Below are 20,408 nucleotides of genomic sequence, written 5' to 3'. Positions count from 1 at the left end.
CAGTCGGCCGACCCCGGACGGCCCCTCACACTCCGCGACTTCCCATGAAACTCGCCAGCTACGCCGACGGCTCGCGCGACGGCCACCTCGTCGTCGTCTCGCGCGACCTGACCCAAGCCCATTACGCCACAGGCATCGCCACGCGCCTGCAACAGGTGCTGGACGACTGGGGCTTCCTCGCGCCGCAGCTGGAGGACCTCGCCGTGCAGCTCAACCACGGCAAGTTGCGCCATGCCTTCGCGTTCGAGCCTGACAAGTGCCTGGCTCCGCTGCCGCGTGCCTTCGGCTGGGCGGTGGTAGATGGCGAAGGCGGCATCCGCCGCGACGCCGGCCACTTCGCGCCGCCGCACCAGCCGCTGCGCGCGCCGGCCATGGGCGAGGCGGTCCTGGCCGGCCTGACGGGCGACCTCTCTGCTGCCAGCGATGCGCCGGCCGCGCTCGATGCGCTGCGGCTGCTGACGCTGGCGGTGGACTGGCGCGTGGCCGGCGAGCTGGTCGCCACCCAGGCCGCGCCGCTGGCCGTGACGCCGGGCGAGCTGGGTGAGGGCTGGAACGCCGGCCGGCTGCAGGCACGGCTCGTCGCGCTGCACAACGGTAGCAAGCGCGAGCCGCGCGACGTCAGCGCCGAGCCCGGGGACGCGCTCGCCCGTGTGGCCCGGCTGCGTGCGCTGCGCGCCGGCCAGGTCGTCGGCGCGTCGCTCGGCGCCTTGGACGTGGCGCTTGCAGCCGGCGACAGCCTTCACCTGGATCTCAAGACAGCCGACGGCAACACCTGCTTCGGCGCCATCGACCTCGAACTTCCTGCCGCATGACCACCCCCATCATCATCGACACCGACCCCGGCCAGGACGACGCCGTCGCACTGCTGCTCGCCGCCGCGAGCCCAGAGCTGGAACTGCTGGGCGTGACCACCGTGGCCGGCAACGTGCCGCTGCGGCTGACGACGCTGAACGCTCGCAAGGTGCTGGAGTTGGCTGGCCGCGACGACGTGCCGGTCTGCGCCGGCGCCGACCGGCCGCTGGACCGCGATCTCGTCACCGCCGAGCATGTGCACGGCGATACCGGCCTGAACGGCGTGGACCTGCCCGAGCCAACGCTGCCGGTGGACCCGCGCCACGCGGTCGATTTCATCGTGCAGACGCTGCGCGAGCGCGAGGCCGGCACCGTGACGCTGTGCCCGCTTGGCCCGCTGACCAACATCGCGCTGGCGCTGCGCCAGGCGCCGGACATCGCGCCGCGCATCCGCCGCATCGTGCTGATGGGCGGCGGCTTCTTCGAGGGCGGCAACGTCACGCCGGCCGCCGAGTTCAACGTCTACGTCGACCCGCAGGCGGCGCACGAAGTCTTCACCAGCGGCGTGCCGATCACGATGGCGCCGCTGGACGTCACGCACCAGGTGCTGACGACGGCCGCTCGCATCGACGCTATCCGCCGCGTGGGCAACCGCGTGGGCACGGTTGTGGCCGCGTGGATGGAGTTCTTCGAGCGCTATGACGAAGAGAAATACGGCCAGGACGGCGGCCCGCTGCACGACCCCTGCGTCATCGCCTGGCTGTTGCAACCGCAACTGTTCAGCGGGCGCGACTGCAATGTGCGCATCGAGACGCACAGCGAGCTGACGCGTGGCATGAGCGTCATCGACTGGTGGGGCGTCACCGGCCTGTCCGCCAACGCGCAGGTGCTGCGGCATGTGGACGCGGACGGCTTCTTCGCGCTGCTGACGGAGCGCCTCGCCCGCCTGCGTTGAACCCGGCTAATCGAGCGCCCGCGTCACCAGCTTGAAGTCAGGATCGTCCGCAAACGGCTTGACCGTGAAGCCCAGGCCGCGCATCAGCTTGAGCATGTCCGCGTTGTTGCTCAGCACCAGGCCTTCGATGTCACTCAGACCCTTCTCGCGGGCGGCATCGGTGATGCCCTCCATCAGCCGTGAGCCCAGGCCCTTGCCGCCGAAGTCGTCGGCCACCAGCAGGCTGAATTCGCAACTCGTCTGGTCGGCATTGGTGATGATGCGGCTCACGCCGACGATGCGCTCGCGCTCGTCGAAGCCGCCATCGTCGCGCGCCGTGCGCTCGCAGTAGACGGCCACCAGCGCCATCTCGCGGTCGTAGTCGATCAGCGTGAGCCGCGCCAGCAGTTGCGGCGGCAGTTCCTTGATGACGCTGGCGAAGCGGAAGTAGCGGCTCTCGGGCTTCAGGCCACGCACCAGGTCCTGCAGCATCTGCGCGTCGTCGGGCCGTACCGGTCGCACGGTCACCTCGCCGCCGCCGGCCAGTGGCCAGACCTGTTCGAAGCGTGCCGGGTACGGCAGGATGGCCAGGTGCGGGTAGTCGAAGGCGCGCGCGATGCCGCCTTGCGGCCCGGGCTGCAGCACGACGCGTGCGTCCACCGCGATGGCGCCGTGCTCGTCGACGATCAGCGGGTTGATATCCATCTCGCGCAGCTGCGGGAACTCGCAGACCATCTCCGATACGCGCAACAGCACGCGTTCCAGTGCCTCCATGTCGGCCGGCGCGCCGCCGCCGCGGCCTTCGGCCAGGCCCTCGGCCACGCGGGCGCGCTCGACGAGACGGCGGGCCAGGAACTGGTTCAGTGGTGGCAGTTCCATTGCGCGGTCGGCGATCAGCTCGATCATCGTGCCGCCAGCGCCGAAGACGATGGCCGGGCCGAAGGCCTCGTCTGTTACGAGGCCCACGCAGACCTCGTGGCCGCGCCGCGCGCGCGCCATCTTCTGCACCGTCACGCCGTTGATGCGCGCCTGCGGCTGCAGCCGCTTTACACGGGCCACCATCTCGTTGAAGGTGTCGCGGGCGGCCGCGCCGCTCTGGATGTTCAGCGCCACGCCCTGCACGTCGCTCTTGTGCGAGATGTCGGGCGAGTCGATCTTCAGCGCCACGGGGAAGCCCAGCTGGGTGGCCAGCATCATGGCCTCGGTCGCGCTGCGCGCCAGCACCGTCTGCGTGACGGGAATGTGGAAGGCTGCCAGCAGCGCCTTGCTCTCCATCTCGGTCAGCGTGCGGCGGCGCTCGGCCAGCACGCTTTCGATGAGCAGTCGCGCGGCCTCCACGTCCGGCTGGGCCAGCGTGGACATCGGCGGCGGCGTCTGCATCAGCAGCTGCTGGTTGGCGTAGAAGCTGGCAATGTTGCCGAAGGCGCCAACGGCGGCCTCGGGCGTGCGGAAGTTGGCGACGGCGGCTTCGTTCAGCACGCGGCGCGCCTCCTGCACCGACGCGTCGCCCATCCAGCAGGCCAGCAGCGGCTTGGCCGTGCCGGCCTTGGCGGCGACGACGGCTCGCGCGGTCTCGGCCGCGTCGGAGCCGATCTGCGGCGCGTAGACGACCAGCAGGCCGTCCACCGTCACGTCCTGCGCGGCGGCCTCAATGGCGGCGCGGAAGTGCTCGGGCGTCGCCGCGGCGCCGAGGTCGACGAGGTCGGCCAGCGAGGCGCCCTCTGCCAGGCGCGGCTGCAGCGCACGGGCCACGTCGGTCGACAGCTTGCCGAGCTGCAGGCCGATCTCGCTGACCCAGTCCGCCGCCAGCACGCCGGGGCCGCCGCCGTTCGTGATGATGGCCAGCCGCTTGCCCACGGGCCGGTAGCGTGCGGCCAGGCATTTGGCCGCGGAGAACAGCTCGACGAAGCTGCGCACGCGCACGGCGCCAGCGCGGCGCAGCGCGGCGTCGAACACGTCGTCGCTGCCGACGATGGCGCGGCTGTGCGTCAGCGCCGCCTCGTTGCCGGCGCTGCGGCGGCCGGCCTTCAGCACCACCACCGGCTTGGCATGCGCGGCCGAGCGCAGCGCGCTCATGAAGCGGCGCGCGCTGGAGATGCCTTCGAGGTAGACGACGATGCTCTGCGTGCGCGCGTCGGCGGCGAGGAAGTCCAGCACCTGGGCGAGGTCCACCGCAGCGTTAGGCCCCAGCGAGACGACCTGGCTGAAGCCGACATGGTTCTGCCGCGCCCAGTCCAGCATCGCCGACGTGAGCGCGCCGGACTGCGACACCAGCGCCAGCGAGCCTTCTGCGGCCAGCGGCCCGGCGGCGCTGGCATTGAGCTTCAGGTGCGGGCGCTGAAAGCCCAGGCAGTTCGGGCCCAGCAGGTGCACGCCTTCGCGGCGGGCGATGCGCTTGAGCTGCGCCGCCAGCTCGGCGTCGATGCCGTCGCTGATGATGAGCGCAGAGCGGCAGGCGATGCGGCCAGCCACTTCCAGCGCTGGCGCGATCTCGTCGGGCGGCAGCGCAATGATGGCCAGATCGGCGCGGGAGCGTGCCAGTTCGCCGAGCGTGCCGGTCGTGTCGCCGTCCAGGAATTGCGGCGGATTGGTGCCCGGGGCGGCTTCGAGCGCGGCGCGCAGTACGCGCGCCTGGCGGGTCTGGCGGTCGGGAGCGTCCGGAGGGCCGGCGAAGACGACCACCGAGGCGGGCATGAACAACGGGGTGAGGAAATGGTGGTCCATGGGAGAGACTCTAGTCGGCGCCGATCAGCACCTTGACATGCGCGGCGGCGCTGCGAGCCAGCGGGTTGAGCACGTAGCCGCCTTCCAGGCAGGAAATCACGCGGCCGCGGCAGTGGCGCCGCGCCACCTCCATCAACTGGCGCGTGACCCATTCGTAGTCCGCGTCGACGAGGCCCAGGTTGCCCATGTCGTCGTCGCGGTGCGCGTCGAAGCCCGCGCTGATGTAGAGCAACTCCGGGCGGAAGCGGTCCAGCGCCGGCAGCCAGTGCTGCGTGACGGCAGCGCGGAAGGCGTCGCTGCCGCTGCGTGGCGGCAGGCCGATGTTCAGCAGGTTGGGGCCGTCCTTCAGCGAGCGGGCGTCCGGGCCGTTGAACGGGTAGAGGCCGGTCTCGAAGATGCTGCACATCAACACGCGCTCGTCGCCGGCCAGGATGTCCTCGCTGCCGTTGCCGTGGTGCACGTCGAAGTCGATCAGCGCCACGCGCTCGACGCCGTGCACATCCAGCGCATGGCGGATGCCGACGGCCACGTTGTTGAAGAAGCAGAAGCCCATGGCGGCCTCGCGCTCCGCGTGGTGGCCGGGTGGGCGCACCGCGCAGAAGGCGGACGGGGCCTCGCCGCCGAGCACGAGGTCGGTGGCCAGCACCACGGCGCCCGCGGCGCGCAGCGCGGCGGCCAGCGTGTGCGGGTTCATGCGCGTGTCGGGGTCGACCTGCGTATAGCCCGAATCCGGCGCCATGTCGAACACGCGGCGCACATGCAGCGCCGAATGCGCGCGCTGCAACTGCTCGACGGTCGCCAGTGGCGCGTCATGCGGCAGCATGTAGTCGAGCAGGCCGCGCAGCAGCAGCGCGTCGGCAATAGCCGCCAGGCGCTCGGGGCACTCGGGGTGATCCTCGCCCATCTCGTGGCGCGTGCAGTCGGCATGGCTGATGTAGGCGGGCAGCATGGTGGCGTCTCCTGAGGCCCATGCTAGGCAGCGCGGTCGGTCGCGCCTTTGACGCAGAGCAACCGTGCGATGGCCGCGACGCCATAGCTGCGCCGATCTCGCCCGCGGCGGTCATTTCTGCTTGCGTGAGACACTTGCCGGCTAACAGACAGGGTGGCAGCGCCGGGCTGACAGGCCGCGCCGCCCGGGCATGTGCATCGAGGAGGGCTGGATGCCGAGCAGGGGCAAGCTGCTGGAAGTCATTGCGCTTCAGACCGAGGTCGCCGCGTTGGGCTGGGATCTCGATCTGGGGCGCCTGCTGGGGCTGGTGGCCCAGCGCACCGTGGGGCTCGTGGCCGCGGACGGCGCCGCCGTGCAACTGGCCGAGGGCGACGAGATGGTCTACCGCGCCACGGCAGGCATGGCCGACGGCAGCCTGGGCCTGCGGCTCAAGCGCCATCAGAGTCTGTCCGGCGTCTGCGCCGAGCAGGGGTTGTCGCTGATCTGTGACGATGCGCTGGCCGACCCGCGCGTCGACAGCGCCGCCTGCGCCCGGCTGGGCCTTCGCTCCACGCTCGTCGTGCCGCTGCGCCACCATGGCGAGACGGTGGGCGTGCTCAAGGCGATGTCGCGCCGCGTGGGCCATTTCGGTGCGCCGCACCGGGCGTTGCTGGACATGGTGTCCGAGCTGGTGGCCTCGGCGCTGTACTTTGCCACGCGCTATGCGCCGCACGAGCTGTTCCACAAGGCCACGCACGACAGCCTGACGGACCTGCCCAACCGCGCGCTGTTCCTCGACCGGCTGCATGCCTCGCTGGCCCAGGCCGTGCGGGATCGCCAGCCGCTGGCGGTCATGATGCTGGACATGAATGGCCTCAAGCCCATCAACGACCATCACGGCCACCGGGCCGGCGACGCGGCGCTGCTGGAATTCGCGCGCCGGCTGAACGGTGGCGTGCGGCAGTCCGACACCGCGGCGCGGCTGGGCGGCGACGAGTTCGGCGTGCTGCTGCGGCCGTTGGCCGCGGAGGGCGGCCTGGAGGCCACGATGCGCCGGCTGTCCATGCAGATCAATGGCAGCTTCGAGTTCGAGGGGCGCCAGTTGCAAGTCGGTGCGAGCATGGGGGCGGCGCGCTTCCCCGAGGACGGCAGCGACGTGTCCGCGCTCATTGACCTGGCCGACCAGCGCATGTACCACCACAAGCGCGGCCAGCCGCACCTGGTGGCCTGACGCCGCGGCGGTGGGAAGATGCGGGCCTTCGCCCCGCAGGAGTCCCTCATGCAACGCCGCCACCTCATCGCCTGTGCCCCCGCCTGGCTGCTGCGCCCCGCGAGCGCTGCGGGCCTGAGCGAAGGTGATGCCAATGCCGGTATCCGCACCGCGCTGGAGCGTGGTGCCACCGCCGCGGTCGCGCTGCTTGGGCGGCCCGATGGTTTTCTGGGTAACCCGCTGGTCCGCATCGAGCTGCCCGGCCACCTGAAGGACGCGGCCCGGCTGCTGCGCGGCATGGGCCAGGGCGCGCGGCTCGACGAGCTTGTCACGGCGATGAACCGCGCCGCCGAGGCCGCGGTGCCGGCCGCCAAGCCGCTGCTCGTGAAGGCCGTGCGGGACATGAGCGTGGAGGATGGGCTGCAGATCCTGCGCGGCGGCGATGATTCGGTGACGACCTTCTTCGCCGGCAAGACGCGCGAGCCGCTGCAGTTGCAGTTCCTGCCCATCGTCACCCGCGCCACCGAGAAGGTCGCGCTGGCCGACAAGTACAACGCCGTGGCGAAAAAGGCGTCCGGCTTCGGCCTCGTGCGCGGCGACGACGCGAACCTGCAGCAGTACGTCACCGGCAAGGCGCTGGACGGCCTCTACCGCCTCATCGGCGAGGAGGAAAAGAAGATCCGCCGCGACCCGGTCGGCACGGGTAGCGCCATCCTGAAAAAGGTCTTCGGCGGACTGGGTTGAGCCCCGTGTGGACGCGCCGCCAACGCCGGCGCGCCGCTTGCCGGTGACGTGAACGACAATCCGCCCCCTGCTTTCAGGCCTTGTTCATGAATTCCGATCTTCCCGAGACCGCCGCTCCGGCTGACGAGACCCCCACGCCCGCAGCGCCAGCCGCCGCAGACGAGGCGCCTGCGCGTGACGCGACGGCCGAACTCAAGGCCTTGTTCCCTGCGCTCTTCACCGGCAAGCCCAAGCCGGTCAAGCTGCGCATCCAGGCCGACATCCAGGAGCGGGCGCCAGGCAAGTTCACGAAGGCCCAGCTCAGCGCCTTTCTGCGCCGCCATACCGGCAGCACGGGCTACCTGATCGCGCTGACGCAGTCCAAGACCCGCTTCGACCTCGATGGCCAGCCGGCTGGCGAGATCACCGAGGAGCACCTGAACGCCGCCCGCGAGGAACTGGCGCGCCGCAAAGGTGCCCGCCAGGAGCGCGAGCAGCTGGAAGTACAGCAGCGCCGCAATCGCGCCCAGCTGCTGTGGGACTTCGAACGCACGACGCTGACCGAGGCCAACTTCAGCGCGCTCAAGGGCGTACCGGTCGAGGAACTGCCCGGCTTGCTGGAAATCGCCCGCAAGGAGCGCGCCGAGGCGCCGCCTGCGCCGCCGCGGGAGCCCCGTCGCGACGACCGCCGCCCCGGTGGCGGCCGGCCCGAGGGCCGAGGCCCGCGTCGCCCGGACCAGCGTGCGGCCGGGGACCGGCGCGACCCGCCGCGTGGCGACCGCCCCGCGCGCGGCGCCGGCGGCCGCTCGCCGCAGCCGGCCCGCAAGCCGGTGCCCCAGCAGGTCGAGCAGCCCGTCGTGTCGCAGATGGCCCAGGCGCTGCAGGCCGCCCGGGCCGCAAAGGCGGAACCTGCTGCCGATCAGCAGCCGCCCCAGGACCCGGCCGAGTAATCAGGCCGCCGCGTAGCGCTGCTCCAGGTAGGCGAGCAGCGTGCGGATCGTTTGCGCCTCGCCGCCCACAGGGCGACCCGGGCGCGCGGCGTCGTTCCAGGCAAACAGGTCCACGTGCAGCCAGTCCTGGTCGCGCGGCAGGAAGTCTTCCAGGAACAGCGCCGCGTTGATCGCGCCGGCCAGCGGGCTCCGGCCGGTGTTGACGATGTCGCCGATGCTGCTCTCGATGCCCGCGTGATACGGCGCCCACAGCGGCATGTGCCACAGCGGGTCCTCCAGCTTCAGGCCGAGGTCCACGAGGTCGCGCGCGGTGTCCATGTGCTTGGCGAACAGCGCCGGCAGCTGCGCGCCCAGCGCCACGCGGGCGGCGCCGGTCAGCGTGGCCAGGTCGATGACGAGGTCCGGACGGGACTCTGCCGCGTAGGCCAGCGCGTCGCACAGGATGACGCGGCCCTCGGCGTCGGTGTTGCCTATCTCGATGTGCAGACCCTTGCGCGTCTTGATGACGTCACCCGGCCGGTAGGCATTGCCGGCAATCGAGTTCTCGACCGCCGGGATCAGCAACTGCAGCCGCACCGGCAGCTTGAAGGCCATGATGAGCCCGGCCAGCGCCAGCGCGTTGGCGGCGCCGCCCATGTCCTTCTTCATCTGCCGCATGCCTTCGCCTGGCTTGATGTTCAGGCCGCCGGAGTCGAAGCAGACACCCTTGCCCACCAGCGCGAGCCGCGGGTGCTTGGGGTTGCCCCAGTTCACCTCGATCAGGCGAGGTGAGCGCACGCTCGCGCGGCCGACCGCGTGAATGCTGGGGAAGTTCTTCTTTAGCAAGGCGTCGCCGACCACCTCGGAGAAGGTCGCGCCATGCTGCCTGGCCAGCAGCTTGGCGGCGGCGGACAGTTCGGCCGGGCCCATGTGTTCGGCCGGTGTGTTGACGAGATCCCGGGCCGCCTCGATGGCCGCCGCCAGCGCGAGGCCGCGTTCGGCGTCGGCGCCCGGCTTGAGCCAGAGCGTGGCCGGCTCGCGCTGGGCCGGCTTGTACAGGTCGAATCGGTAGCCGCCCAGCGCCCAGGACATTGCCGCCGCGTCAGCGCGCAGGGCCAGGCCGGCACCGTCCAGGCAGTAGTCGCCGGCCGGCAGAGCCAGCGGCAGGCTGCTGAGCGCAAACGGCTGGGCGATGTGGCCGACGCCCGCGAACACCTGCCCGAGCTTGCCATCCGCGCTGGGCACCAGCGCGTGGCTGTCCGGCGCGCCGGTGAAGCCGACCGTGGCCAGCCAGTGACGGGTGGCGTCCGGCAGGGTCGCCGCGAGTGCGGGGAAGCTCGCGCGGTCGACGACGGTGATGGGGGTGGCCTGGGCCGGGAGGGATTTCTTGAGCTTGACGGTCATGGTGGGCGCCTGAATCGAAACCGGGATTGTCAAACCATCAGGAATGCAAAGAAGTGTTAGCGCGCTGTCAACCGGCGGCGAAGTGCCGGCGTTGTGACTCGCAATCGCGCCCCAAACCGCGAGACGGCCGCCAGGCCAGAACCACCATGATGAAGATGCAACCCCGCAACGACCACCCCCAGCGCCGCCTCCCGATGCCTGACCTGGGCCACGAGGGGAGCGCCGACAAGGGCCGCAAGCACGAGGCTTTTGACACCGGCTTCTACAGCGGCGAACGCCGCGGTCTCGCCCGCGCGCTGCGCTTCGACCGCAAGCGCTGATCCTCCCGCGCCGCCCGCGCGGCGCCTTCCGACCCGACCCGCCATCTGTCACGGACGGCGGGTTTTGTTTTGCCCGGCGCACACCCGCTTGCAGCGCCCCGGCCGGCTGCCGCGAGAATGCGCGCCATGAAAGCTGCCCGCCGTTCCGTCGCCTTCGTCTCCGGCGTCCTGCTCTACTCCTTCGGTATTGGCGCGGCCATGAAGTACGCCGCTACCGGCCTGCCGCGCCAGGTCTATGTCCCGTTCGGCGGGCGCAATGCGTTGCCGGTCATGCTCGGCGAGGCGGTGGTGCTGGCGCTGCTGCTCTTTCTGTTGGCCGCAGTCTGGGGTTACGTGTCCCTCAAGCCGTCCCGCCGGCGCCACCGGCCCGCCACGGCCTGGATGCTGTCCGGCGTGGGCGTGGCCTGGGCCGGCTGGCTGATCTTCGGCGCGTTCAACTTCGCGCTGAAACCCCGCGCCTACTCCGCGCCGCTGCAGAGCGTGTTGCTCGCGTCCGACGCCGCGCCGCTGTTCGGCGCGCTGAACATCTTCGGCGTCATCGGCGGCGTCTGGCTGGCGGGCAAGCTGGCCCGGCGCAAGCAGTTGAGCCTGCCGCACACTCGCTCGCGGCGCCGCTCCCAGACGGCTGGCGCAGCGGCGGACGACGTCGACAGCACCGCGTCTGTGCCCGGTCCGCAGACCGTCGCGCCGCCGCATTGACGCGACCCGCCTGCAGGCGCTGTGGTCGCCCGACCCGCACCTGCCTCTGCGCGACGCTGCCGCCGCCGCTGGCGCACCGCACCGAGCTGCTCATCCTGCAGCATCCGGCCGAGGCCGGGCATGCCAAGAACACGGCGGCCCTGCTGACGCTGGGCCTGCAACGGGCGCGGCTGCTGTGCGGCGAGGTGTTCGACGCCAGCGTCGCCGCCGGCGGTGCGGTGCTGCTCTACCCCGGTGATGGGCCGGCGCCGAGCGGCCCGGTCGGGCAACTTGTGCTGCTCGACGGTACCTGGCGCCAGAGCCGCCGCCTGCTGGCCGCCAACCCCTGGCTGGCCGGGCTGCCGCGGCTGAGCCTGCCGCCACAGCCCGGCCGCTACGCGCTGCGGCGGGCGCACCGGCCCGGACAGCTGTCGACGCTGGAGTCCGGCCTGCTTGCGCTCACGACGCTGGAAGGCAGCCCCGAGCGCTTCGCGCCGCTGTGGGCGGCGTTCCACGCATTTGTTCATGCGGGCTTGTCGAGACGGGGGGAAACGCGTTTGCCCTAGCATTTCGGGATGCTCTCCGTCCTGCGCCTGCTTTTCCCGGCCTTGCTGGCCGCCCCCGTCATCGCCTTCGCGGCCGCGCCCGAGGCGTCGACCGAACATGTCCAGGCGCGCCTGGTGTCCAGCCAGTCGACCGTTGCGCCGGGCCAGCGCTTCACGGTGGCGCTGGAGCAAGTCATCAAGCCGCACTGGCACACCTACTGGGTCAACCCCGGCGATTCCGGCCAGGCCACGACCATCGACTGGACAGGCGCCCAGGCCGGCCCGCTGCAGTGGCCGACGCCGTCCATCCAGGCCATCGGCCCCATCGTCAACTACGGCTACGAGGGCCGCGCCGCGTTGCTGGTCGACCTGACCGTGCCGGCCGATGCCAAGCCCGGCGCCCGCTTCCAGCCCCAGGCTGACGTGAAGTGGCTGGTCTGCAAGGACGTCTGCATCCCTGAGCAGGTGTCGCTGGGCCTGGACCTCGCCGTGGCCGCCGAGCCCAAGGCCGGTGCCGACGCGCCGCAGATCGACGAGTGGCGCGCCGCCATTCCCAAGCCGGCGCCGTTCGCCGTCAAGCTGCAGCCGGCGCCCCAGGGCGTGAGGCTGAGCGGCCCGACAGCGGGCGTCACCAAGGCCTATTTCTTCGCAGACGCCTGGGGCGCCGTCGCCCACAGCGCGCCGCAACCGCTCACGCAGGACGGCGGCGGCTGGGCACTGGACATTCCCGCCGGCGACGAGCCGCTGAAGGCCGGCCAGCCGCTGTCTGGCGTCGTCGTGCTGACGACCGCGTCTGGTGAGCAGGCCTGGACGGTCTCGGCGCCCGTGCCCGAAGGCGCCGGCAAGGGCCCCGGCCCGGCTGATCTCTCCGCACCCGTGACGGAAGCCCCGACGCCCGTGGCCGCCCCCGAGAGCGACCTGGGCCTGCTGCCCGCGCTCGCGCTGGCGCTGGCGGGCGGTCTGATCCTGAACCTGATGCCCTGCGTGTTCCCGGTGCTGTCGATCAAGGCGCTGGCGCTGGTGCGCGAGGAAGGGAGCCACAAGGCCGAGGGACTTGCCTACACGGCCGGCGTGCTGGCCAGCTTCGCCGTGCTGGCCGCCGTGCTCATTGCGCTGCGCGCCGGCGGCCAGCAGGTGGGCTGGGGCTTCCAATTCCATTCGCCGGTCTTCGTGCTGGTGGTGGCCTATCTGCTGTTCCTCGTCGGCCTGAACCTGTCGGGCTTCTTCGAGTTCGGCGCGGGCGTCACCGGTCTCGGCTCGGGTCTCGCGGCCAAGCAAGGCCTGGCCGGCAGCTTCTTCACGGGCGTGCTGGCGGCCGTCGTCGCCACGCCGTGCACGGCGCCGTTCATGGGCGCGGCGCTGGCGTTCGCGCTGGCGCAGCCGGCGGCGGTGATGCTGGCCGTCTTCCTCGCGCTGGGCCTGGGACTTGCGCTGCCCTTCCTCGTACTGGCGTTCTGGCCCGCGGCGCAGCGCTGGCTGCCGCGGCCGGGGGCGTGGATGGACACCTTCAAGCAGTTCCTTGCCTTCCCGATGTATGCGGCCGTCGTCTGGCTGCTGTGGGTGCTGGCGCAGCAGGCGGGAGCCGATGGCGTCGCGCTGGCGCTGGGTGGGTTGGTGCTGCTGGCGTTCGGCCTGTGGCTGCGTCGCGCCAGCCGCAGCCTCGCGAGTGCTGTGGTGATGACCGTGAGTTTCGCGCTCGCCTTCAGCGTGGCGACGTGGATCAAGCCGGTCACCGCCGCGGCCCAGGCAGCGGCCGGCGATTCGAGTGTCGAAGCCTTCAGCGCCGAGCGCCTGGCCGAGTTGCGCGCGCAGAACAAGCCGGTGTTCGTCAACCTGACGGCCGCCTGGTGCATCTCCTGCCTCGTCAATGAGCGCGTCGCACTGTCCCGCCCCGAGGTGAAGGACGCCTTCGCCAAGGCCGGCGTCGTCTACCTCAAGGGCGACTGGACGCGCGAGGACCCGAAGATCACCGCCGTTCTGAAGGCCCACGGCCGCTCCGGCGTGCCGCTGTACCTCTACTACGCGCCGGGCGCTGCCGAGGCCCAGGTGCTGCCGCAGATCCTCACCCCCGGCCTCGTCATCGAGGCCGTCTCCCCACCTCCCACCACCGCCTCCAGGAGTTAGCCATGCCCATGCTTCGCCGCAGCCTGCTCGCCGCCCTGATCGCACCCGTGCTGGCGCATGCCGCCGCCACCGTTGACGCGCCGGCGCCCGCCTTCACCGCCACCACGGCCGACGGCAAGACCGTCAACCTGGCAGACTTCAAGGGCAAGACCGTCGTGCTGGAGTGGACCAACCACGACTGTCCCTACGTCAAGAAGCACTACGGCAGCGGCAACATGCAGGCGCAGCAGAAGGCGGCGACCGGCCAGGGTGTCGTTTGGCTGCAGGTGATCTCGTCCGCGCCGGGCCAGCAGGGCTTCGTCGACGGCACCGCCGCGCAGAAGCTCAACGCCGACCGCGGCGCGGCGCCCACCTCAACGCTGTTGGACCCGAAGGGCGAGCTGGGCCGCCTCTACGGCGCGCAGACCACGCCGCATCTCTACGTCATCAAGGGCGACGGCATGCTGGCCTACAAGGGCGGCATCGACAGCCTCGCCACCGCCGACCCGGCCGACATCGCCAAGGCCGAGCCCTACCTGACGAACGCGCTCGCTGCGGTGGCCGCGGGTCGCAAGGTGGAGAAGGCGTCGACGCGGCCTTACGGCTGCTCGGTGAAGTACGCAAGCTGACAGGGCTGGCGTCTCGGTGGGCGCCTTGGTGCGCCTCGTGGGCCGAGTGCTGGGTCGCTCTCGAGCCGGCCCGCCATGGCGATGTGCTTGTGGCTCGAAGCTGCAAGCATCGGTGTTCCCTCGGGGGACCGAACAGGTTGGCGCCCGTTCAGCGGCGCGAGGCTGGGCGAGAGGCTAAAAGACCGACATCCCGGTCTTCTCGACAAACAGTTCCAGCGCCCGTCGACCGAGCAGCGAGTTGCCGGTCGCATCCAGCGCCGGCGACCAGACGCACAGTGTGAGGCGGTCCGGCACGACGGCCACGATGCCGCCGCCCACGCCGCTCTTGCACGGCAGGCCGATGCGGAAGGCGAACTCGCCGGCTGCGTCGTAGGTGCCGCACGTCAGCATCAGTGCGTTGACGCGGCGCGCCTGCGCCTTGCTGAGTACCGGAGTGCCGGCCAGCGGGTGGCGGCCGTCGCGGCACAGGTAGCCGGCGGCGCAGGCAAGCTGCTCACAGGTCATGGCGATGCCGCACTGGTGGAAGTAGACGTCCAGCACCTCGTCCACGTCGTTGTCCAGCGTGCCGAAGGCCTTCATGAAGTTGGCGAGCGCGCGGTTGCGGAAGCCCGTGTCGGCTTCCGAGCTCGCCACTTCCTCGTCGATGTGGATGGGCTCGCCGCACAGGCGGCCGAGCATGGCCAGCAGCTCGGCCTTCGCATCGCCCAGCGACACGAGCCGGTCGGCCACGGCGATGGCGCCGGCATTGATGAACGGGTTGCGCGGGATGCCGCGCTCGCTCTCCAGCTGTACCAGCGAGTTGAACGCCGTGCCGGAGGGCTCGCGGCCGATGCGGTCCCACATCGCCTCGCCCAGCGCCTTGATAGCCAGCGTCAGCGAGAACACCTTGGACACGCTCTGGATGGAGAACGGCACGGCGGCGTCGCCGGCCGCGGCCGTCTCGCCGCTGCAGGTGCGCAACGCGATGCCGAACTGCAGCGGCGACACGCGCGCCAGCGCCGGGATGTAGCGGGCAACGGTACCGCCCGCGGTGCCGAGCATCGGGCGGAGTTCGTCGTCGATCTCGTCGAGGATGGGCTGGAAGTCCATGGCCCGCATTCTGCGGCCCGGACAATGCCGCCCATGCAAGCCCTGCTCGATGCCATCGCGACGATGGCCTGTCCCACCGAGGCCCGGCGCCTCTTCCACGGCCGCGGCGGCCGCTTTCCCGGCTGCGAGCACCTGGCGCTGGACGCTTACCCGCCGGTGCTGCTGCTGACTTCGTTCAAGCCGCTGGACGATGCGCAGCTCGCGGCCGTCGGCGAGGTGCTGGCGGCCCGCTGGCGCGAAATATCGACCGAGCCGCTGAACTGGGCTTACCAATGCCGAGGCGAGGGCGCCGAGACGCGGCCGATGGCCGGCGCGGTGCCGGAGCCGCATGTCGTCACCGAGGCCGGCACGCGCTACGCGGTGCACCTGCTGCGCGGCCAGAACCATGGGCTGTTCCTGGACATGGCCGAGGGCCGGCGCTGGGTGCGCGAGCATGTCGCCCCGGGGGCGAAGGTGCTGAACCTGTTCGCCTACACCTGCGCGTTCTCGGTCGTCGCGCTGCAGGCCGGCGCGGCCGAGGTCGTCAACGTGGACATGGCCTCCGGCGCGCTGGCCGCCGGCCGCACAAACCACGAGCTCAACGGCGTGAAGGCCGGCGCCAAGTTCCTGGCCCACGACATCTTCAACTCCTGGGGCAAGCTCACGCGGGGCGGGCCGTACGACCTCGTCGTCTGCGACCCGCCGAGCTTCCAGAAGGGCAGCTTCGTTGCGACCAAGGACTATGCGCGGCTGGCCAGGCGACTGCCGGCGCTGCTGGCGCCCGGTGGCCACGCGCTGCTGTGCCTGAACGCGCCGGAACTGGGCCTGGACTTTCTGCACGGCGTGATGGCCGAGCATGCGCCAGAACTGGCCCTCGTCGGGCGGGTGGACAACCCGCCGGCCTTCGACGACATCGCGCCCGAGCGGGCGCTGAAGGTGGTGGTCTACCGCCGGCCGGCGGTGGGCGTCACTTGATGACGAGGCCGCTCAGGAACTTCTCGCAGTCGGCCTGGTACTTGTGGAACAACGCCTGGCCTGTGTAGCAGACGGCCTGCACGTTGCCGTCCTCGTCGGCGTAGTAGTAGGCCGAGAAGACGAAGTCCACGCCCTTGTTGGACGCCGTGAAGCGCAGGTTGCCGATCTGGTGGTTGGACAACTGCTTCTGCTCATCGAGCAGCGTCGTCGTCGCGAAGCCAGCGCTGGCCGCGTTGGTCAGCAGCACGTTCTTCATCGCCTCGTTGCTGGCCGGCATCTCGTCGGCGATGACCATCGCGTACAGCGGCAGCGAGCGGTGCTGGAACATGCGCTTGTTGGCGGCCTCGCTGTCGCGCCGGGGCGTCAGCGTCCACTCGCTGGCGTTGAAGGCCATGCTGATCTTCTTGACCGCGGTCTGGTAGGGCGAGATGCCGTCGTTGGAGGCCGCGCTGCCGGCGCCGGCCGGCCGGGCCTTGTTGTCGAAGCGCCATTTGCCGTCCGGCAGAAGCACGACTCTGCGGCCGTCCTCGGTGACGGCGCGGAGCTCCTGCGCCGAGGCGAGCGGCGCCAGCAGCGCGGTACCAAGCAGCAGGGCGGCGGACAAGACGGATTTGTTCATGGTGTCAAGGCGGTGGCGGGGCAGAGAGGCGGCGGCAGGCCGCGGCGCCGGATGTTGCCACGCATGGCGGGCCGGGCCCGCGGGGGGTATTCACCCCAGGCGGCCCAGGTCCTTCAGCAGCTTCTCCCGCGCCGCGGGGTCGTTGACGGCTTCCGCCAGCCGGTTGAAGAACACCGCCCGGCTGTCGATGCCCGTGGCCGCGCGTTTGACCAACACCTTGGCGATCGGGCCCACGTACTGGGCCAGCAGCGCCTGGGCCTTGTCGATGACGGCGTCGTTCAGCGGGCCGCCGATGGTGGTGGCTCCGGCAGACCCTGCCGAGCCAAGCGATCCGCGGGAGCCTGGCGACGAAGGCGTGCCGCGCGTGCCGCCCGCCGTGCGGGGGCTGCCGCCTGTGACGAGGCTGGCCTGGCCAAGGAAGGCGTCGCGGGCGCGCGGGTCGGTCACCTGCTCGGCGAGCTTGCCGTACAGCTCGTTGAGGTCGTGGCACTCGCGGGCCGCGCGGCGCACGAGCACGCTGGCCAGCGGGCCGACGTAGCGGGCCAGAGACTGCTCGGCCAGCGTCAGCTGCGCCTTGTCCCAGTGCGTGGGCAAGGCGGTGCCGGCCGAGCCGAGGCTGGGCGCGCCGCTGCTGGGCGACCCGACCGAGGGCGGGGCGAAGGTGGGCGGCGACATCGGCGGCCGGGCCATGCGCGGCGGCGCCATCATCACCGTCTTCTCCCAGCTGCTGTCGTCGATGCTCTGGCCGACGGCGTCCAGCAGCGCCTGCTTGAAGTCCTCGGCGGTGTCGAAGCGGTCCTCGGCGCGCTTGGCCAGCGCGCGCATGACGATGGGGTCGAACCACGCCGGGCGGTCCACGCCCGCGACGAGCGACGGCGGTTCGGGCTGCTCGTTGACGACCTTGTACATGAGCGCCTCGGTCGTGCCGGCGAACGGCGCACGACCGGTGAGCAGCTGGTAGAGCACGACGCCGGCGCCGTACACATCCACGCGCCGGTCCATGGGCTTGCCGAGGAACTGCTCGGGCGCCATGTGGCTGGGCGTGCCCACCATGTAGTGCGTCTGCGTGAGGTGCGTGCTGTCGATGCGCGCGATGCCGAAATCGGCCACCTTGAGCCGGCCGTTGCTCATCATGATGATGTTGGCCGGCTTCACGTCGCGGTGCCACACGCCCTTGTCATGGGCATGGTCCAGCGCATCGAGCAGTTGGCTCATGATGCCGGGGATGTCGGTGTCGGTGAAGCGCACCTTGGCGCTGAGGTAGCTGGCCAGCGACCGGCCCTCAACGAACTCCATCGCGATGTAGGCGATGTGCTGGTCGCGCCCGAAGTCGTAGACCGCCACGATGCCCGGATGGCCCAGCCGCCCCGCCGCCTGCGCCTCGTTGCGGAAGCGCGAGGCCGGCGCGCCGGGGCTGTCGTCCTCGGCGTCCAGCCCGGTGCGGATGGTCTTCAGCGCGACGGTGCGCTGGATGTCGGGGTCGAAGCCCTTGTAGACCACGCCCATCGCGCCCTCGCCCAACACCGCGGTGATGCGGTACTTGCCGAGCTGGGTGGGGTGCTTGCGCTCAGTCATGGCGTGAGATGAGCCGGCGTCAGGCGTCGAGCAGCTTCATGGCCTGCACGACGCTGGCGCGCATGCGCGAGAACGAGTCGGACAGCGTGGCGATCTCGTCGCGGCCGCTGGCCTTGAACTCCGGGGCCTCCAGGTCGCCCTGGCTGACGCGGTCGGCCAGCGCCGAGAGCTTGGTGACGGGTCTCACGACCAGCAGCCAGATCATCAGGTTCAGCACAATGCCGACGGCGATGAACACGCCGACCAGCGACGTGATGAACACCTTGAAGGTCTGGTCCGCCCGCTGCAGCGGCACGCCGAGCGGCACCGAGACGATCTGCGCGCCGATGACCTCGTTGAGGTTCCAGCCGAAGCCGTTGGCCGGGCCGTACTTCGCCACCATCGTGGCCGGTGCGGCCTCCACGCTGCTGTGGCAGGCCAGGCAGGCGGGGTCGGTGATGCGCAGCGGGCGGGCAATGTAGAGCGACGGGCCGGCCGGCGTGTCGCGCTGGCCGACGGTTTCCTTCAGGTCGGCGTTGCTGCGGAACTGGCCCACGATGTCGGCCTCCCAGCTGGTGGCCCGGTCGCGTGGGTTGGTGGGGTTGAGCGTCGCCTCCTTGTAGGCGAACTCCGGGTGCTTGGACAGCAAGGTGCCAAGCACCTCGGTGGCGGAGTAGCTGGGCACCGTCTGCGGCAGGAACTCGTTGGCCATCTGCGACACGAGCAGCGGCTTGATCTGGGTGTTCGTGTAGGCCCGCACCGCCAGCGCCTTCTCCATCAGCATCTGCGCGCTCGCCACGGTCTCCTGCTTGGCGTTGTCCTGCAGCAGCTGGCGGGCGATGTAGCCGCTCAGCGCGATGCCCAGGCTCATGACGAGCAGGTAGACCAGGTTGAATTTGGCGAGCAGTTTCATGGTGACCTCGTGGAGGGCGGCAATGTTAGTGCGGGCATGTGTCGTCGCGACCTCGTGAATGCTCCCGTGGCGAACCGGCGTCCCAAAAAAAAGGCGCCTGACCGAGGTCAGACGCCCTGCAGCGGTGCGGCACGCACCATCAGCCCTTCACGCACACCACCTGCTTGAGCGAGTGCACCACATCGACCAGCTCGCGCTGCGCAGCCATGACGGCGTCGATGTCCTTGTACGCGGCGGGCGTTTCGTCGATAACGTCCTTGTCCTTGCGGCACTCCACGCCCTCGGTCGCAGCCCGGTGGTCGGCCAGCGTGAACTGGCGCTTGGCTTCGCCGCGGCTCATCACGCGGCCGGCGCCGTGCGAGCAGCTCTCGAAGCTGTCGGCGTTGCCCTTGCCGCGCACGATGTAGCTGCGCGCGCCCATGCTGCCCGGGATGATGCCCAGCTGGCCGGCCTTGGCACTCACCGCGCCCTTGCGGGTCAAGTAGACCTCCTGGCCGAAGTGCGTTTCTTTCTGCACATAGTTGTGGTGGCAGTTCACCGCCTCGATGTGGCTCTGGAAGTTCTTGCGGATGACCGTCTTCGCGGCCTCGATGACGCGCTTCATCATCAGTTCACGGTTCAGCGCCGCGAACTTCTGTGCCCAGCTGACCGCGCGTACGTAATCGCCGAAGTAGCGGCTGCCTTCCTCGAAGTAGGCCAGGTCGCGGTCCGGCAGATTCGCCTGGTGGCGTAGCGCGTCCTGCTTGGCCAGCTCGATGAACATCGTGCCGATGAAGTTGCCCACGCCGCGCGAGCCCGAGTGCAGCATGAACCAGACCGCGCCGGCCTCATCCAGGCAGACCTCGATGAAGTGGTTGCCTGAACCCAGCGTGCCCAGATGCTGGATGTGGTTGGTCTTGGCGAGCTTCGGGTAGCTGCGGCACAGCTCGGTGAACTCGGGCTCCAGCTGCGCCCATGCCGTGTTGACCGAGCCGGGCGGCTTCTGCCAAGCGCCCGGGTCGCGGTTGCCCGGCTGGCGGCCGTGCGGCACGGCGCGCTCGATGGCCGCGCGCAGCGGGCCGAGGTTGTCGGGCAGGTCTTCGGCAGCCAGCGTCGTCTTGCAGGCCATCATGCCGCAGCCGATGTCCACACCGACCGCGGCCGGGATGATGGCCTTGACGGTGGGGATGACCGAGCCGACGGTGGCGCCAATGCCGAAGTGCACGTCCGGCATCGCGGCGATGTGCTTGAACACGATAGGCAGGCGGGCCGCGTTCTGCAGCTGGCGCCTGGCGGCGTCTTCGACGGGCACGCCCTGCGTCCACAGCTTCAGCGGCACGCCGCCGGGGACGTCTTCGTGGATGTGTTGGGGTTCCATGGT

General features: G+C 70.7%; 19 protein-coding genes. 11 read left to right on the top strand and 8 right to left on the bottom strand.

The features are described 5' to 3' along the window. Positions 1–44 precede the first annotated feature (44 nt). Both LXT13_RS24035 and LXT13_RS24030 read left to right on the top strand, forming a co-directional pair. Positions 45–812, top strand: coding sequence for a fumarylacetoacetate hydrolase (locus tag LXT13_RS24035; RefSeq protein WP_233374848.1), 768 nt, complete (start codon positions 45–47; stop codon positions 810–812). Continuing rightward, positions 809–1,747 carry a nucleoside hydrolase gene (locus LXT13_RS24030; RefSeq protein WP_233374847.1) on the top strand — a complete coding sequence of 313 codons (939 nt, stop codon included), beginning with the start codon at positions 809–811 and terminating at the stop codon, positions 1,745–1,747. The genes LXT13_RS24035 and LXT13_RS24030 overlap by 4 nt, the downstream gene beginning before the upstream one ends. Before the next feature lie 6 nt (positions 1,748–1,753). Here LXT13_RS24030 and LXT13_RS24025 read toward each other — a convergent pair whose 3' ends face one another. Both LXT13_RS24025 and LXT13_RS24020 read right to left on the bottom strand, forming a co-directional pair. Continuing rightward, on the bottom strand, positions 1,754–4,450 hold the full coding sequence (locus LXT13_RS24025) for a bifunctional acetate--CoA ligase family protein/GNAT family N-acetyltransferase (protein ID WP_233374846.1): 2,697 nt from the start codon (positions 4,448–4,450) through the stop codon (positions 1,754–1,756). Between the two features lie 10 nt (positions 4,451–4,460). Next, a complete protein-coding gene (locus LXT13_RS24020; protein WP_233374845.1) occupies positions 4,461–5,399 on the bottom strand; it encodes a histone deacetylase family protein in 939 nt (312 codons plus the stop codon). Between the two features lie 211 nt (positions 5,400–5,610). Between LXT13_RS24020 and LXT13_RS24015 the strand changes: the two genes are divergently transcribed. The 3 genes from LXT13_RS24015 to LXT13_RS24005 all read left to right on the top strand — a co-directional run bounded on the left by LXT13_RS24015 (position 5,611) and on the right by LXT13_RS24005 (position 8,261). Further along, entirely contained in the window at positions 5,611–6,609 is a 999-nt protein-coding gene (locus LXT13_RS24015) for a sensor domain-containing diguanylate cyclase (RefSeq protein WP_233374844.1), read from the top strand. A gap of 48 nt (positions 6,610–6,657) precedes the next feature. Beyond that, a complete protein-coding gene (locus LXT13_RS24010; RefSeq protein ID WP_233374843.1) occupies positions 6,658–7,332 on the top strand; it encodes a DUF4197 domain-containing protein in 675 nt (224 codons plus the stop codon). Between the two features lie 86 nt (positions 7,333–7,418). Then, the gene (locus LXT13_RS24005) at positions 7,419–8,261 is read left to right on the top strand and encodes a ProQ/FINO family protein (RefSeq protein ID WP_233374842.1); all 843 of its coding nucleotides are present in this window, start codon (positions 7,419–7,421) and stop codon (positions 8,259–8,261) included. Here LXT13_RS24005 and LXT13_RS24000 read toward each other — a convergent pair whose 3' ends face one another. Then, the gene (locus tag LXT13_RS24000; RefSeq protein ID WP_233374841.1) at positions 8,262–9,644 is read right to left on the bottom strand and encodes a leucyl aminopeptidase family protein; all 1,383 of its coding nucleotides are present in this window, start codon (positions 9,642–9,644) and stop codon (positions 8,262–8,264) included. Positions 9,645–9,793: 149 nt separating this feature from the next. On the opposite strand from LXT13_RS24000, the gene LXT13_RS23995 reads away from it, so the two are divergent. The 5 genes from LXT13_RS23995 to LXT13_RS23975 all read left to right on the top strand — a co-directional run bounded on the left by LXT13_RS23995 (position 9,794) and on the right by LXT13_RS23975 (position 13,919). Beyond that, positions 9,794–9,964: a hypothetical protein gene (locus tag LXT13_RS23995; protein WP_233374840.1), complete on the top strand. Its 171-nt coding sequence runs from the start codon at positions 9,794–9,796 to the stop codon at positions 9,962–9,964. Positions 9,965–10,090: 126 nt separating this feature from the next. Further along, the gene (locus tag LXT13_RS23990; RefSeq protein WP_233374839.1) at positions 10,091–10,663 is read left to right on the top strand and encodes a hypothetical protein; all 573 of its coding nucleotides are present in this window, start codon (positions 10,091–10,093) and stop codon (positions 10,661–10,663) included. Then, on the top strand, positions 10,660–11,208 hold the full coding sequence (locus LXT13_RS23985) for a tRNA-uridine aminocarboxypropyltransferase (RefSeq protein WP_233374838.1): 549 nt from the start codon (positions 10,660–10,662) through the stop codon (positions 11,206–11,208). The genes LXT13_RS23990 and LXT13_RS23985 overlap by 4 nt, the downstream gene beginning before the upstream one ends. Before the next feature lie 9 nt (positions 11,209–11,217). Continuing rightward, a complete protein-coding gene (locus LXT13_RS23980; RefSeq protein WP_233374837.1) occupies positions 11,218–13,311 on the top strand; it encodes a protein-disulfide reductase DsbD family protein in 2,094 nt (697 codons plus the stop codon). 2 nt (positions 13,312–13,313) lie between these two features. Further along, positions 13,314–13,919, top strand: coding sequence for a redoxin domain-containing protein (locus LXT13_RS23975; RefSeq protein ID WP_233374836.1), 606 nt, complete (start codon positions 13,314–13,316; stop codon positions 13,917–13,919). Positions 13,920–14,093: 174 nt separating this feature from the next. Here the strand turns inward: LXT13_RS23975 and LXT13_RS23970 are convergent, their stop codons facing one another. Next, on the bottom strand, positions 14,094–15,017 hold the full coding sequence (locus LXT13_RS23970) for a glutaminase (RefSeq protein ID WP_233374835.1): 924 nt from the start codon (positions 15,015–15,017) through the stop codon (positions 14,094–14,096). Between the two features lie 24 nt (positions 15,018–15,041). On the opposite strand from LXT13_RS23970, the gene LXT13_RS23965 reads away from it, so the two are divergent. Further along, positions 15,042–15,962, top strand: a complete 921-nt coding sequence (locus tag LXT13_RS23965; RefSeq protein ID WP_233374834.1) for a class I SAM-dependent methyltransferase — start codon at positions 15,042–15,044, stop codon at positions 15,960–15,962. On the opposite strand, the gene LXT13_RS23960 is transcribed toward LXT13_RS23965, so the two are convergent. The 4 genes from LXT13_RS23960 to LXT13_RS23945 form a co-directional block, all read right to left on the bottom strand. Next, a complete protein-coding gene (locus LXT13_RS23960) occupies positions 15,955–16,581 on the bottom strand; it encodes a hypothetical protein (protein WP_233374833.1) in 627 nt (208 codons plus the stop codon). The two genes, LXT13_RS23965 and LXT13_RS23960, sit on opposite strands and share 8 nt — an antisense overlap. A gap of 90 nt (positions 16,582–16,671) precedes the next feature. After that, a complete protein-coding gene (locus tag LXT13_RS23955) occupies positions 16,672–18,156 on the bottom strand; it encodes a serine/threonine-protein kinase (RefSeq protein WP_233374832.1) in 1,485 nt (494 codons plus the stop codon). Positions 18,157–18,175: 19 nt separating this feature from the next. Beyond that, positions 18,176–19,048: a Tll0287-like domain-containing protein gene (locus LXT13_RS23950; RefSeq protein ID WP_233374831.1), complete on the bottom strand. Its 873-nt coding sequence runs from the start codon at positions 19,046–19,048 to the stop codon at positions 18,176–18,178. Positions 19,049–19,187: 139 nt separating this feature from the next. Further along, on the bottom strand, positions 19,188–20,405 hold the full coding sequence (locus tag LXT13_RS23945) for an RtcB family protein (RefSeq protein ID WP_233374830.1): 1,218 nt from the start codon (positions 20,403–20,405) through the stop codon (positions 19,188–19,190). Positions 20,406–20,408 lie beyond the last annotated feature (3 nt).

Origin of the sequence: Pelomonas cellulosilytica, from assembly GCF_021353265.1 — a bacterium.
In the GTDB taxonomy this organism is placed as follows: domain Bacteria; phylum Pseudomonadota; class Gammaproteobacteria; order Burkholderiales; family Burkholderiaceae_C; genus Pelomonas; species Pelomonas cellulosilytica.
The sequence above is the reverse complement of the archived record's forward strand: the minus strand, read 5'-3'. Positions and strand labels throughout refer to the sequence as shown.

Bases quoted from the DNA above. Each gene is read 5' to 3' on its own strand.
- LXT13_RS24035 (WP_233374848.1), top strand. From the start codon at position 45: ATGAAACTCGCCAGCTACGCCGACGGCTCGCGCGACGGCCACCTCGTC.
- LXT13_RS24030 (WP_233374847.1), top strand. From the start codon at position 809: ATGACCACCCCCATCATCATCGACACCGACCCCGGCCAGGACGACGCC.
- LXT13_RS24025 (WP_233374846.1), bottom strand. From the start codon at position 4,450: ATGGACCACCATTTCCTCACCCCGTTGTTCATGCCCGCCTCGGTGGTC.
- LXT13_RS24020 (WP_233374845.1), bottom strand. From the start codon at position 5,399: ATGCTGCCCGCCTACATCAGCCATGCCGACTGCACGCGCCACGAGATG.
- LXT13_RS24015 (WP_233374844.1), top strand. From the start codon at position 5,611: ATGCCGAGCAGGGGCAAGCTGCTGGAAGTCATTGCGCTTCAGACCGAG.
- LXT13_RS24010 (WP_233374843.1), top strand. From the start codon at position 6,658: ATGCAACGCCGCCACCTCATCGCCTGTGCCCCCGCCTGGCTGCTGCGC.
- LXT13_RS24005 (WP_233374842.1), top strand. From the start codon at position 7,419: ATGAATTCCGATCTTCCCGAGACCGCCGCTCCGGCTGACGAGACCCCC.
- LXT13_RS24000 (WP_233374841.1), bottom strand. From the start codon at position 9,644: ATGACCGTCAAGCTCAAGAAATCCCTCCCGGCCCAGGCCACCCCCATC.
- LXT13_RS23995 (WP_233374840.1), top strand. From the start codon at position 9,794: ATGAAGATGCAACCCCGCAACGACCACCCCCAGCGCCGCCTCCCGATG.
- LXT13_RS23990 (WP_233374839.1), top strand. From the start codon at position 10,091: ATGAAAGCTGCCCGCCGTTCCGTCGCCTTCGTCTCCGGCGTCCTGCTC.
- LXT13_RS23980 (WP_233374837.1), top strand. From the start codon at position 11,218: ATGCTCTCCGTCCTGCGCCTGCTTTTCCCGGCCTTGCTGGCCGCCCCC.
- LXT13_RS23975 (WP_233374836.1), top strand. From the start codon at position 13,314: ATGCCCATGCTTCGCCGCAGCCTGCTCGCCGCCCTGATCGCACCCGTG.
- LXT13_RS23970 (WP_233374835.1), bottom strand. From the start codon at position 15,017: ATGCGGGCCATGGACTTCCAGCCCATCCTCGACGAGATCGACGACGAA.
- LXT13_RS23965 (WP_233374834.1), top strand. From the start codon at position 15,042: ATGCAAGCCCTGCTCGATGCCATCGCGACGATGGCCTGTCCCACCGAG.
- LXT13_RS23960 (WP_233374833.1), bottom strand. From the start codon at position 16,581: ATGAACAAATCCGTCTTGTCCGCCGCCCTGCTGCTTGGTACCGCGCTG.
- LXT13_RS23955 (WP_233374832.1), bottom strand. From the start codon at position 18,156: ATGACTGAGCGCAAGCACCCCACCCAGCTCGGCAAGTACCGCATCACC.
- LXT13_RS23950 (WP_233374831.1), bottom strand. From the start codon at position 19,048: ATGAAACTGCTCGCCAAATTCAACCTGGTCTACCTGCTCGTCATGAGC.
- LXT13_RS23945 (WP_233374830.1), bottom strand. From the start codon at position 20,405: ATGGAACCCCAACACATCCACGAAGACGTCCCCGGCGGCGTGCCGCTG.